We start from the raw sequence: 13,031 nt of genomic DNA, 5'->3' as shown, positions 1-13,031 counted from the left end.
CTCCATGAAGCCGCAACTCAGTCTGCTGACCCTCTGCCTGCTGCTCGGCGCCTGCGGCAGTCCCGCCCAGCGCCCGGACAGCGGCCTCCAGCCGCCCGCCTCCTGGCAGTCGCCGCATACCGCCAATGCCACCCGCAGCAACCTGCAATGGTGGACGCAGTTCGGCAGCCCGCAGCTGGATCAACTGATCGAACAGGCGCGGGTCGGCAGCTACGACCTGGCCGCTGCCATCGCCCGGGTGCGCCAGGCTCAGGCCGACACGGTGATTGCCGGCGGCACACTACTGCCTGAGGTCACGGCCGCTCTGAAAGCCAACCGCCAGAAACTGCTACGCGGCAACGGCTACAGCCAACTGGATGCCGACAGCAGCAACAAGGCGGTGGATTACTTCGACGCCAACCTCAGCGCCAGTTACGAAATCGACTTTTGGGGCAGGCAACGCGCGTCCCGCGACAGTGCGCAATTCGGGCTGCAGGCCAGCGAGTTCGATCAGGCGACGGTGGAGTTGACGCTGCTCAGCGGCGTCGCCAACAGCTACGCGCAAACCCTGTCTTTGCACGAACAGAGCCGCATTGCCGAGCTGAACCTGGCGAACGCGCAGAATGTTTTGCAACGGGTGCAGACGCGTTTCGACTCGGGCTCGGCGACGGCTCTGGAACTGGCGCAACAGAAAAGTCTGGTCGCCGCACAACAACGGCAATTGCCGCTGGTGCAGCAACAGGCTCAGGACGCGAAGATCAGCCTCGCCGCCCTGCTTGGTCGGCCCGTTCAGGAATTGAGTTTGGGGGAGGAACGCTTTGATCAACTGTCATGGCCAACCATCGCTGCAGGTGTGCCCAGTGAACTGATCAGCCGTCGACCTGACATCGCCCGCGCCGAAGCACAACTGGCCGCCGCACAGGCCAACGTCACCGTCGCCCGCGCCGCCATGCTGCCGGCCGTGACCCTGAGCGCAGACATCGGCTCCGGTGCCGATCGCGCTGCCGACATTCTGCGCAACCCCTTCTACAACTTCACCGCCGGACTGCTTGCGCCGGTCTTCAACAATGGTCGCCTGAGTGCCGAGCGCGACAAAGCCACGGCCCGCCAGGAAGAACTGCTGGAGACATACCGCGGGGCGATCATCAATGGCTTCGCCGATGTGGAAAAAGCCCTCAACAGCATTCGCGGACTGGACGAACAGCGGCAGTGGCAAAGTGAAGAACTGAACCAGGCGCAGACGGCATTCAACATTGCGCAAAGCCGTTATCAGGCCGGTGCCGAGGATTTGCTGACGGTGCTGGAGACACAGCGCACGCTGTATGCGGCGCAGGATTTGAATGTGCAGCTGCGATTGTCGCGGTTGCAGGCGAGTATTGCGTTGTACAAGGCGCTGGGTGGGGGGTGGCAGACACTCTAAAAATCAAAAGATCGCAGCCTTCGGCAGCTCCTACATTGGTATGACGTACACCTGTAGCTGTCGAAGGCTGCGATCTTTTGATCTAGGCTTTGGCCTTCAAATGCCGCGCATACCAAGGCCGCTGCGGCACTTTGCGGAACAAATCCGCCAGCTTCTTCTCGTCATCACCAAAGGTAATCCGCAACGCCAGCTTCATGGTTTCCGGGTCCATCTCAACCGACTTGCCGGTCTGCAACCCCGGCGTGGTGCTGCAACCATGAGTGCTCGGGCCGAGCCACGGGTCGTCGATCTCGACCCAACGTCCCGGCGCAAACCAAGGCACACCCTTCACCTCCAACCGACTGACCTCCCCTGGATGAAAACGCTCATGCGCGCGGAACCAGTCTTCCAGACGATCGTCGATCCAGCCATGGAAGTGCCAGAACACCGGGTTGACGTGGGACGAGAACGGGTCGCCGAGAAAGTCGTTTTCCGGCGCATACCAGCGCGCGGAAAAGTCCGCCGGATCCCGGGCAAATGGCACCGGCTGGCCATTGGCTGGATCACGCGGCACCGAGGCCCAACGCATGTGCAGCCAGTCGTGCAACCCCAGTTCCACCTCTGAACCGAACTGACCCAGGGTCAATGTCGACAGATAACGCGGATCGCGGTACTGCGACTCCCAGACCTGGAAATTGCTGTGGTAGGTCTCGGCGGTCTTGATGTCACTGACCCATTGCGAGTACTCGGCATCGTCGTCGGCCAGCCAGGTAGGCGGCAGCGCGGTGCCGTCGTGGTTGTCGAAATAATTGGCGAATCCGAGCCGATCCCGCGCCAGCTCCGGCTGTGGCAATGGGAAGTGCGACCAGGACGGCAAATCCTGCAGGGAGCGCGCCTTGCCGAGCATGTGCCGGTGCATGAAGAAGAAATCCACACCCGAGCCGTTGCGATCCTTGCGCTTGCCACGGGCATCACGCTCCTTGTCGCGCGGGCCAGGCTGCCAACCAATGCCGCGCAGGGCTGCGCGCTTGTCGTCGGACAGCGTGTGCCATTTGTCCCGGGAGGCATGCCAGAGCTGATGAAACAGTCGATGCTCGGGCGAAATCAGCCAGGCCAGCAGCGTCGGGTTGAGACCGGTTCGCTCGCGGGCTTCGGGGAACACGCGCTTGATGGCAATGAAGCGATTGTCCTGCGCGGTCAACATCAACGGACGGTCCAGATTCAACACCCGACCGCTGAGGGTGCCGCTGCCGGCGTTGCCGAAACCGGCCCAGACCTCGTCCAGCGCCATGCTGAATTCATAGTCCGCTGTGGCGCTGAGCAGTCGCCAGCTCAACTGCGCCGGTTTGGCGCCGGCCAGGTCGCCGAGCACCCGATAACGCGGCGCTTCGCTCGAACGCAAACGTTCGGCGGTGTCGAGGCACCCGCTCAGGCCGCGACCTTTGTGACCGACATCGAGAAACACTTCCAGCCCGTCCCGTGGCAGGCCTTCTATGCCGGCATCACGACCTTCGAAACGAATCTGCCAGACACCGCGAAGGGTGTTCGCCAGGTGCTGGCCGGCGACATCCGCGACATCGAACGAAGCTTCGCCGGGGGTGATCGTCGGATCCGGCTTCGTCCATTCACGATGCCCATAAAAAGCCGCAGGCACGGCGGCGCCGGTCAGCGCCAGGCCTGCCATGAACCATCGTCGAGAAATCGTCATTGCCCTACCTGTGTCAGCCATGAAGCAGGCTTTATCCAAGCTAGAACGTTTGTTGCCTTCACAAATTTAAGAGCCGGCACAAACAACTAAATTCCTGCAGCGGTCACTCGTTCTTCCCAGATAGCAAAGGCCCCTGCGCCTGCCCCCCAACGGCGAACCTGACTGAGACGGCAATGACAAAACCACGTTCGAAAAAGGCGCTTTACATCGGCCTGCCGCTGGCCCTGGCGATCAGCGCCGGTGCAGGCTTTGCGGCCTGGGATTACGGGTTCAAGGACAATCCTGGTTACCCGGTCAAGGTAATGAAACAGGCCGATGAGTTGCACGAGCGAATCCTTTCCTTCGACAGCCACGTCACCGTTCCGCTGGACTTCGGCACCGCCGGCAATGAAGCGGACAAGGACGGCACCGGGCAGTTCGACCTGGTCAAGACCGGGCGCGGACGCTTGTCCGGCGCAGCCCTGACGATTTTCGGCTGGCCGGAAATCTGGAACGGCGAAAACGCCCCGCACCGCCCAACCGCCGGCTTCGTCGACGAGGCACGGTTCGAGCAGGAAACCCGCTACAAAATCATCAGCACCCTGGTTCGTGACTTTCCCAATCAGGTCGCCATCGCCTACACCCCCGACGATTTCCGCCGCCTGCACGGCGAAGGCAAGTTCGCGATTTTCATGAGCATGCTCAACGCCTATCCGCTGGGCAACGACCTGAACGCCCTGGACAAATGGGCGGCCCGGGGCATGCGCATGTTCGGCTTCAGTTACGTGGGCAACAACGCCTGGGCTGACTCGTCCCGGCCGTTGCCGTTTTTCAACGATTCCCGCGACGCCCTTGGCGGCCTCTCGGAGATCGGCAAACAAGCCGTGCACCGCCTCAACGATCTTGGCGTGATCATCGATGTTTCGCAGATGTCGACCAAGGCACTGGAGCAAGTCGCCCAGCTGAGCCGTGCACCCATGGTCGCTTCCCACTCCGCGCCACGCGGGCTGGTGGACATCCCGCGCAACCTCAGCGACCAGGAAATGCAGCTGATCAAGAACAGCGGCGGCGTGGTGCAGATTGTCGGTTTCCCGACCTACATCCGCCCGCTCAGCCAAGCCACCCAAGACAAACTCAACGCCCTGCGCGCACGTTTCGACCTGCAACCGTTGCAAGGCCTGGAGATGGCGCTGATGCCGGGGGATCCGGTGATCACCGTCTGGTCCGAACAACGCTTCGGCGAATACGCCAGCCAGCTCTACGCCATCGTCGACGAGGAGCCCAAGGCCACGCTCAAGGACTACGGCGACGCGATCGACTACGCGGTGAAGAAAATCGGCATCGACCACGTCGGCATCAGTTCCGACTTCAACGATGGCGGCGGCCTGGACGGCTGGAAAGACGTCAGCGAGGCCCGCAACGTGACCGCCGAGCTGATCAGCCGCGGCTACGGCGAAGCTGATATCGCCAAGCTCTGGGGCGGCAATTTCCTGCGGGTCTGGGACCAGGTGCAAAAATCGTCCAAACCTGTCGCCAAGAACTGATCCCCTCTTTTGCAAAAGCGGACCGAGCTCATGACCAACCGTCGTTCATTCCTCAAGCAGGCCGGTATTCTCGCGGCCGGCCTGCCCTTGGGCGCAGCCGTGAACCTGCCGGCGCTGGCCGCCAATCCGGCGCCGCTGCCGAAGGATAAATGGGCGCAACTGCGCCAGATGTTCAATCAGGACCCGGATTACCTGCATTTCGCCAATTTTCTGGTGACCTCACACCCAAGACCGGTGCGTGACGCGATCGACATGCACCGCGCCAACCTCGACCGTAATCCCGGTCGGGCCATGGACTGGGACTTGGGGGAAACCGAAAAGCGCGACCAAGCAGTGCGCGTTTGGGCCGGTCGTTACCTCAAGGCCAAGCCCGAGCAAATCGCCCTCACCGGCAGCACCACCGAAGGCCTGTCGCTGATTTACGGCGGCATTCATGTGCGCCCCGACCAGGAAATCCTCACCAGCGAACATGAACATTACGCCACCAACTACGCCTTGGCGTACCGCCAGCAAAAGGACGGCGTCAAGGTTCGCAAGCTCAAGCTGTTCGAGAACAGTCACGACGTTTCATTGGATGAAGTGCTCGGTTCGATCGCCAAAGGCATTCGCCCCGAAACCCGCGTGCTCGGCATGACGTGGGTGCAATCGGGTAGCGGCGTGAAACTGCCGATCGGCGAGATCGGCAAACTGGTGGACGAACAGAACCGCAACCGCGAGGACAAGGACCGCATCCTGTATGTGGTCGACGGCGTCCATGGCTTCGGCGTCGAGGACCTCGACTTCCCCGACATGCACTGCGATTTCTTCATTGCCGGCACCCACAAATGGATGTTCGGCCCGCGCGGTACCGGGATCATCTGCGCCCGTTCGAGCGAGCTCAAGGACGTGACGCCGACCATCCCGACGTTCTCCGAAGCCACCACCTTTTCGACCATCATGACCCCCGGCGGCTATCACAGCTTTGAGCATCGCTGGGCCCTGAACGAAGCCTTCAAGCTGCACCTGAACCTGGGCAAGGCCGAGGTGCAGGCGCGCATCCACGCGCTCAATACCTACGCAAAAAACCGTTTGCTGGAGCACCCGCAGATCGAACTGGTCACGCCAAAGAGTCCAGACCTGTCGGCCGGTTTTACCTTCTTCCGGATCAAGGGTCGGGACTGCGAAAAAGTCGCCGTCCATCTGATGGAAAACCGCGTGGTCTGCGACTCGGTGGACCGCGATGTTGGCCCAGTGATCCGCATCGCCCCCGGCCTGCTCAACACCGAAAACGATATCGACCGTTTCATGGCCGTGTTGAGCAAGAGCCTGTGATTTCCTTTAATCGAGATGATTCATGAACCGTGATCTGCTGACTCTGACGCTGACCGCCCTCCTCGCAGGATTGCTGCCGACCGCCGCTCAGGCGGCCGCACCCGCGCAACCGGGCAAAGTGTTCAAGGACTGCCGGGACTGCCCGGAAATGGTTGTGCTGCCGGCTGGCACCTTCACCATGGGTACGCCGGACGACGAAGTCGGGCGCGAGCCTGATGAAAGTCCGACGCACGAAGTGACCTTTGCCAAACCATTCGCCATGAGCCGCTTCCAGGTCACCGCCGGCGAATGGGACAGCTACGTACGCGAGAGTGGCGTGACCATCGCCAATGGCGACACCCGGCCAGGTCGCGAATGCGTCGCCAGCAAGCCGCGTTATCCGCAGAGCCCGCGTCAGCCCGCGGTGTGCATGAACTTCGACGACGTCAAAAACTATGTCATCTGGCTGTCGAAAAAGACCGGGCAGACGTACCACATGGTCAGCGAAGCCCAACGCGAATATGCCGCGCGTGGCGGCAGCAAAGGGCCGTTCCCCTTCCCGTTCGATGAAGGCAAGGAATACAGCATCGCCAAGCACGCCAACACGTATGGCCCGGCGGACGGTTACAGCTACAGCTCGCCAGTGGGCAGATACCCGCCGAACGCCTTCGGCCTGTACGACATGCACGGCAATGTCTACGAATGGGTTGAAGACTGCGAACACCCTGATTACGTCGGAGCCCCCACCGATGGCAGCGCCTGGGTCGAGCCCAAGTGCGAAGCCGTGCGGATACGCGGCAATGACTGGGGTGAAGCGCCGGTGTTCTCGCGTTCCGGCAACCGCAACAGCCAGTACCCGCAAGAGCGCGGCGACTGGATGGGTTTCCGCATCGTGCGTGACCTTTAAGCCGTCGTCCCCAACCGGTCGCCGCCCCAGTCGGCGGCCGGCTAAATTAAGCCATCCACCAGACGTTCTACTGGGTATCTGCCTTTACGACCCAAGGAACTGTCTTCCATGACCCAGCCTACCCGTGGCGCCATCGGCGAATTGTTCGCCCTGTTGAAACCCTTTCGGCTCATCGTCGCCGCGTCCATTTTCCTGGGCATGGTCGGCGGCCTGAGCGTCACGGTATTGCTGGCGACCATCAACAACGCCCTGCATTCGGAAACCGGCCTGACCCAAGGCGTGGTCGCCCTGTTCGCCGGCCTATGCCTGCTGGCACTGGCCAGTTCGATCTGTTCGGACATCGGCACCAACTATGTGGGCCAGCACATCATCGCCAAACTGCGTAAACAGTTGGGTGAAAAGGTTCTCTCGGCACCGATCGAACAGATCGAGCGCTATCGCAGCCACCGGTTGATCCCGGTGCTGACCCGCGACGTCGATACCATCAGCGACTTCGCTTTCGCCTTCGCGCCGCTGGCCATTTCCGTCACCGTGACCCTGGGCTGCATGGGCTACCTGGCCATTCTGTCGTGGCCGATGTTCCTGATCATGGTCGCCGCGATTCTGATCGGCACGGCGATCCAGGCTTACGCTCAGAGCAAAGGGGTGCGGGGTTTCATGGCCGCCCGTGAGGCCGAAGATGAACTGCAAAAGCACTACAACGCGATTGCCGAAGGTGCCAAGGAACTGCGCATTCATCGTCCACGCCGCCAGCGCATGTTCGTCTCGGGTATAAAGGCAACGGCCGAGTTCATCTGCAACACCCAGGTGCGCTCGATCAATACGTTCGTGATTGCCAAGACGTTCGGCTCGATGCTGTTCTTTGTGGTGATCGGCCTGGCCCTCGCCCTGCAAACCTATTGGCCGAGTGCCGACAAAACCGTGATGAGCGGCTTTGTGTTGGTGCTGCTGTACATGAAAGGTCCGCTGGAGCATTTGATCAGCACCTTGCCGATCGTCAGCCGCGCGCAGATCGCCTTCCGCCGCATCGCCGAACTCTCGGAGCAGTTTTCCACCCCGGAACCTCACCTGCTGCTCAGTGATAAAGGCAACGTCAAGCAAGCGGTACACGAACTGAAACTGGCCGATGTGCGTTTCAGCTTCCCGGCTGCCGAAGGTGCTGCGCCATTCCAGCTCGGGCCGGTGAACCTGACGATCAAGCAAGGCGACATCACCTTTATTGTCGGCGAGAACGGTTGCGGCAAGACCACGCTGATCAAGCTGCTGCTGGGCCTGTACACACCGCAACAGGGCGAAATCCGCGTCAACGGCGAGGCGATCGACGCGCAGAACCGCGATGACTATCGCCAGTTGTTCACCACCATCTTCGCCGACTATTACCTGTTCGATGATGTGATCCAGGGCGACCAGCACATCCCCGAAGATGCCAACAAATACCTGAAACGGCTGGAAATCGCGCACAAGGTCAGCGTCAAGGACGGCAACTTCACCACCACCGACCTCTCCACCGGCCAGCGCAAACGCCTGGCTCTGGTCAATGCCTGGCTGGAGGAACGTCCGGTGCTGGTGTTCGATGAATGGGCGGCCGATCAGGACCCGACCTTCCGGCGCATTTTCTACACCGAGTTGCTGCCGGACCTCAAACGTCTGGGCAAGACCATCATCGTGATCTCCCACGATGACCGTTACTTCGACATGGCGGACCAACTGGTGCGCATGGAAAGCGGCCGGGTCGTCACCGAGCTGGCCCCCGCCTGACAACCCGGCCCCCGTAGGAGCCAGCGGTGCGGCGATCCGACTTGCCGGCGAAAGCGATCTTGAGGACGCCTTCGCCGGCAAGCCTGGCTCCTACAACCGCCTTTCGACATTTATTTTTCCGGTTTCTTTCCGGTTTTTTGCTCGTGCTGCGTCTAATAATCATTCCTATTAACAAAAAACTCTGCACAACACTTTTTCTGGAGCTCAGGTAAGTAATGCGACCTCAAACACGCCGCACACCTCTCGCGCTGGCCGTACAGCGCCCGACTTTGCATCGCACCCTGTTCACTAGCGTACTGCTGACCGCCACCTTGCTGGGGAGCTCGATGGCCAATGCAGCACCTGTGAAAGTGAACATTGCAGGTCAATCGCTTTCCAACGCGCTGACCGAGCTGGGCATGCAGACCAATCTGCAAATCCTCTACAGCCCGGACCAGGTTGCCGGCATCAAGTCCCGCGCGGTGTCCGGTTCGCTGGAACCGTCCGACGCCCTGAAGGCGATGCTGCAAGGCACCGGCATCGCGTTCCAGATCAACGGCAACAGCGTCTCCCTGGTGTCCGGCGGCTCTTCGAGCCTGCAACTGGGCGCGACCACCATTTCCGGCCAGGCCCTGGGCCTGACCACCGAAGACACCGGTTCCTACACCACCGGCGCGACCACCACCGCGACCAAGCTGCCGCTGACCCTGCGTGAAACGCCGCAATCGGTAACCGTGGTGACGCGTCAGCAAATGGACGATCGCGGCGTTCAAAGCGTCGGCGACGCCTTGCGCAACACCCCTGGCATTTCGTCGCAGAAGTACGACAGCGACCGTACCGAGTTTTCCGCCCGTGGCCAGGCCATCACCAACTTTCAGTACGATGGCGTCAACACCATCTACGACGGTGTTTACGGTGAAAACCCGAACAACAGCGACGATGCTGCCAGCCTGGACCACATCGAAGTCATTAAAGGCGCTACCGGCCTGATGACCGGCACCGGCGACCCTTCCGCCACGGTCAACCTGATCCGCAAGAAGCCGACCAAGGAATTCAAGGCCTCGGTCAGCGCCACCGCCGGCTCGTGGGATAAATACCGCGCAGAAGGCGACATTTCCGGCTCGCTGACCGATTCCGGCAACGTGCGCGGTCGCTTCGTGAGCACTTATCAGGACGCCAACTCTTACCTGGATCATTACAGCCAGAAAAAAGACCTGTTTTATGGCGTCCTCGAAGCTGACCTCACGGACGACACCCTGCTGACCTTCGGCATCGACAAATCCAGCGCCACCCCGCGCGGTACATCCTGGACGGGTAACCCGACCTACTTCGCCGATGGCGGCCGTACCGACTTCTCTCGCAGTTTCAACTCCGGCGCCGACTGGAGCCGTCGTGATTTCGACAGCACCACCTACTTCGCATCGCTGGAACAAGCGCTGGCCAATGACTGGAAACTCAAACTCAGCCTGGACCAGAAAACCACCGATCACGATACCCAACTGGCCTCGGCCAGCGGCGGCAACCCGGACCGCGCCACCGGTGAAGGCATGTTCCTTTACTGGGGTCGTTGGGAAGGCCATCGCGTGCAGAACACCGCTGACGTAAACGTCTCCGGCCCGTTCACCCTCGGCGGTCGCGAACACGAAGTGGTTGCCGGTGTCATGGCATCGCACTCGCGCCAGACCGGCTCGACTTACGACACCAGCGCCTTCGAAATGGTCCCGGGTGGCATCTATGACTGGGAAGGCAATCTGCCGAAACAGGAGTTCCCGAAAAACGGCAAATACGAACGCACCCAGAGCCAAAACGGTATTTACCTGGCTACGCGCCTGCGTCCGACCGACGACCTGTCGTTCATCCTCGGCAGCCGTCTGAGCACCTTTAAGTACAACGAGGATTACTCCTACTATCCCGGCGGCACCCTGAGCGATACTCACGCCAGCTACAAGGAACATGGCGTCGTCACACCATACGCCGGCGTGGTCTATGACCTGAACGACACGTACTCGGCCTACGCCAGCTACACCAATATCTACCAGCCACAAGTCTACAAGGACGCCAACGGTTCGACCCTGAAACCGGTGGAAGGCAACGCCTACGAAACCGGTCTGAAAGCGGCTTACTTTGAAGGCAAACTGAACGCCAGCCTGGCCTTCTTCCGCATCGAGCAGGACAACGTCGCCGAATCGATCGGCACCAACCCGGTCACCAACGAAGGCATTTACAAAGCCATCGACGGCGCTACCACCAAAGGCGTGGAACTGGAACTGGCGGGTGAACTGGCCGAAGGCTGGAACCTGTCCGCCGGCTACACCTACGCCCGTACCCGTGACCAGGACGAGCAACGTATCTTCGGATACCCGTTGTCCACCACCCGACCGGAACACGTCGTGCGTACGTTCACGACTTACCGTCTGCCGGGCGTCCTGAACAAGTTCACGGTCGGCGGCGGCGTCAGCTGGCAGAGCGCTTTCTACGGCAAGATCTACAGCCCTACCGTGGGCGACTACACCCAGATCAAGCAAGGCGGCTACACCCTGGTGGACCTGATGACCCGTTACCAGGTCGACGAACACCTGAGCTTCACCGTCAATGCCAAAAACGTCTTCGACAAGACGTACCTGACGGGCCTGGGCAACTTCGACACCACGTTCTACGGCGAGCCACGCAACCTGCAGCTCACTGCGAAGTATGATTTCTGAGTTACTGAGCTGAAATGAAAAATGCCCGCATCGTGAGATGCGGGCATTTTTTATGGCTGTGTTGATCGGTTAACCCGGTGGGTCGAGCTGATCCAGCGCCCGGTTCACCGCCAGCTCGCCCAGCATGATGACTTGCGCAATACCCAGCAGGGAGTTGCGACTTGATCCATCCATATGGTCCGCCAAATCCATGGCCATGACATTGGCCGATGCCAGCGACTCGCACGCATGGGCCAGCAGGGTTTCGGTATCGAGCTCCGGGTTGACGATGAACATGGTGCTGAGTTTGCGCGGGGTGGCTTTGATATCGGCAGCCGAGCCGAGGTAGTAATCGAGGGCGCGGTCGGCGGCTTCGTGGAGTTTTTTTGAATCGGGGGTTTCGTACGGGGATGCCGGATCGGTTTCCGGCGGGTTTGGTGTCGGTTTGAACATTGGTGGTGTTCCTCATAGGGCCACACCCATTCCGCTACTACACGAAAGGGTGGCGGCTGTGCGCAAGTTAGTAGACCGGTAACACCCACCAAACCCGGCGCGTCCGAGGACGCCATGCGCACAGCCACCATTAAGTGCAGGTGAACCTGACTGAATGACGCTTATGCAACCGATGGTGGGGACGGCGGGCTACTAAACCCGATCACTGACAATCAGTGACGGGAACCAAGTTACCGGCCGGCCCCAAGACGCACAAGCCGGCGGATTCTGGCGTAACTGTAGGCAACGACGCAAGGCGCTGTAGCTTTCATGAAGTAACCTTGAGGGCTTTTAAACAAGCGCGATCAAACGACGTTTAATGATCTGACTTCAGATCACAACCGCGAACGCACCCACCCCGCCACTTCCGCATGAATCCCCTCAACCTCCCCCAACAACCCCGCCATGCGCAAAAAGTCATGGGTCATGCCCGGCTGCTCCAACAACGTCACCTCATTCCCCGCAGCACGTAACAAATCGGCGTACGCCAACCCTTCGTCATGCAACGGATCATGCCCGGCCAAATACACCAACGCCGGCGCCACACCGGACAGATCCGCTGCCTGCAACGGCGAACAACGCCAATCCGCCAAATCCTCTGGCGTGCGCGCGTAATGCCCGTAGAACCAGTCCAGCGTCGGCGTCTCCAGCAAATAACCCTCGGCGAAATCCCGATGTGACGCCCGTTTCGTCGTGGCATCCGTCACCGGGTAAACCAGCAATTGCGCCTTCGGCTTCAACGCCAGTTCCTGAGGTTCACGCACGGCCATGATCGACAACACCGTCGCCAGCGTCGCGCCAACGCTGTCACCGGCCACGGCCACCCGCGTCGCGTCCAAACCACGTGCCGCGCCCTCGCGCACCAGCCAGTTACCGGTATCGCAGGCATCCTGCACCGGCGTCGGGAAACGCCATTCCGGTGCCAGGCGATAATCCACGGTCAACAACGCAAAACCTCCCTGTGCCGCCAGTCGCCGGCACAGCGCATCATGGGAATCGAGGCTGCCGACCACGTAGCCGCCGCCATGAAAATACAACACCACCGGTTGCAACCCATCGACCGTTTGCCCATCGTGATACACCCTTGCCGACAGACAGTGGCCATCTCGCGCGGCAATGGTGAAGTCCTCGCAGGAAACGCTGTCCAGCGGCACATCGAGGAACCCCGACGACGCTTCAAAATCGTTCCGCGCCTGTTGTGGCGACTGTTCATGCATCGCGCGACTTTTGCCGGTCATCCGGCCGAACTCGGCGAGTTCTAAAAATGCTTCTAGTTCTGGCAAAACAGCCATGGGACGAATCCTTCACACAAATA

General features: G+C 60.7%; 9 protein-coding genes. 6 read left to right on the top strand and 3 right to left on the bottom strand.

Going from position 1 to position 13,031, the window contains the following annotated elements:
• Positions 1-4 precede the first annotated feature (4 nt).
• Positions 5-1,399: an efflux transporter outer membrane subunit gene (locus tag ACYZTU_RS10025; RefSeq protein ID WP_461969817.1), complete on the top strand. Its 1,395-nt coding sequence runs from the start codon at positions 5-7 to the stop codon at positions 1,397-1,399.
• Between the two features lie 82 nt (positions 1,400-1,481).
• On the opposite strand, the gene pvdP is transcribed toward ACYZTU_RS10025, so the two are convergent.
• Positions 1,482-3,086 (bottom strand): pyoverdine maturation tyrosinase PvdP, encoded by a 1,605-nt coding sequence (gene pvdP, locus ACYZTU_RS10020; RefSeq protein WP_461969815.1) that lies wholly within the window; start codon positions 3,084-3,086, stop codon positions 1,482-1,484.
• A gap of 173 nt (positions 3,087-3,259) precedes the next feature.
• Here pvdP and pvdM point away from each other — a divergent pair, with 173 nt between their 5' ends.
• From pvdM to ACYZTU_RS09995, 5 genes are all read left to right on the top strand, one after another.
• Positions 3,260-4,609 carry a pyoverdine-tailoring dipeptidase-like protein PvdM gene (gene pvdM, locus ACYZTU_RS10015; RefSeq protein WP_461969813.1) on the top strand — a complete coding sequence of 450 codons (1,350 nt, stop codon included), beginning with the start codon at positions 3,260-3,262 and terminating at the stop codon, positions 4,607-4,609.
• A 30-nt stretch (positions 4,610-4,639) separates the two neighbouring features.
• Positions 4,640-5,920 (top strand): pyoverdine-tailoring periplasmic protein PvdN, encoded by a 1,281-nt coding sequence (gene pvdN, locus ACYZTU_RS10010; RefSeq protein ID WP_461969811.1) that lies wholly within the window; start codon positions 4,640-4,642, stop codon positions 5,918-5,920.
• Positions 5,921-5,942: 22 nt separating this feature from the next.
• A complete protein-coding gene (pvdO, locus tag ACYZTU_RS10005) occupies positions 5,943-6,806 on the top strand; it encodes a dihydropyoverdine dehydrogenase (RefSeq protein ID WP_461969809.1) in 864 nt (287 codons plus the stop codon).
• A gap of 108 nt (positions 6,807-6,914) precedes the next feature.
• A complete protein-coding gene (locus ACYZTU_RS10000; RefSeq protein WP_461969807.1) occupies positions 6,915-8,564 on the top strand; it encodes a cyclic peptide export ABC transporter in 1,650 nt (549 codons plus the stop codon).
• Between the two features lie 215 nt (positions 8,565-8,779).
• Positions 8,780-11,245, top strand: coding sequence for a TonB-dependent siderophore receptor (locus tag ACYZTU_RS09995; protein ID WP_461969806.1), 2,466 nt, complete (start codon positions 8,780-8,782; stop codon positions 11,243-11,245).
• A 69-nt stretch (positions 11,246-11,314) separates the two neighbouring features.
• Here the strand turns inward: ACYZTU_RS09995 and ACYZTU_RS09990 are convergent, their stop codons facing one another.
• Complete coding sequence (locus ACYZTU_RS09990) at positions 11,315-11,677, bottom strand: DUF6124 family protein (protein WP_461969804.1); 363 nt, start codon at positions 11,675-11,677, stop codon at positions 11,315-11,317.
• Positions 11,678-12,051: 374 nt separating this feature from the next.
• Complete coding sequence (locus ACYZTU_RS09985; protein ID WP_461969802.1) at positions 12,052-13,008, bottom strand: alpha/beta hydrolase; 957 nt, start codon at positions 13,006-13,008, stop codon at positions 12,052-12,054.
• Positions 13,009-13,031 lie beyond the last annotated feature (23 nt).

The sequence above is a fragment of the Pseudomonas sp. HLT2-19-2 genome (genome assembly GCF_054898005.1).
This window is presented reverse-complemented; position numbering and strand designations above follow the sequence as displayed.

Bases quoted from the DNA above. Each gene is read 5' to 3' on its own strand.
- ACYZTU_RS09990 (WP_461969804.1), bottom strand. From the start codon at position 11,677: ATGTTCAAACCGACACCAAACCCGCCGGAAACCGATCCGGCATCCCCG.
- ACYZTU_RS09985 (WP_461969802.1), bottom strand. From the start codon at position 13,008: ATGGCTGTTTTGCCAGAACTAGAAGCATTTTTAGAACTCGCCGAGTTC.
- pvdM (WP_461969813.1), top strand. From the start codon at position 3,260: ATGACAAAACCACGTTCGAAAAAGGCGCTTTACATCGGCCTGCCGCTG.
- pvdN (WP_461969811.1), top strand. From the start codon at position 4,640: ATGACCAACCGTCGTTCATTCCTCAAGCAGGCCGGTATTCTCGCGGCC.
- pvdP (WP_461969815.1), bottom strand. From the start codon at position 3,086: ATGACGATTTCTCGACGATGGTTCATGGCAGGCCTGGCGCTGACCGGC.
- ACYZTU_RS10025 (WP_461969817.1), top strand. From the start codon at position 5: ATGAAGCCGCAACTCAGTCTGCTGACCCTCTGCCTGCTGCTCGGCGCC.
- pvdO (WP_461969809.1), top strand. From the start codon at position 5,943: ATGAACCGTGATCTGCTGACTCTGACGCTGACCGCCCTCCTCGCAGGA.
- ACYZTU_RS10000 (WP_461969807.1), top strand. From the start codon at position 6,915: ATGACCCAGCCTACCCGTGGCGCCATCGGCGAATTGTTCGCCCTGTTG.
- ACYZTU_RS09995 (WP_461969806.1), top strand. From the start codon at position 8,780: ATGCGACCTCAAACACGCCGCACACCTCTCGCGCTGGCCGTACAGCGC.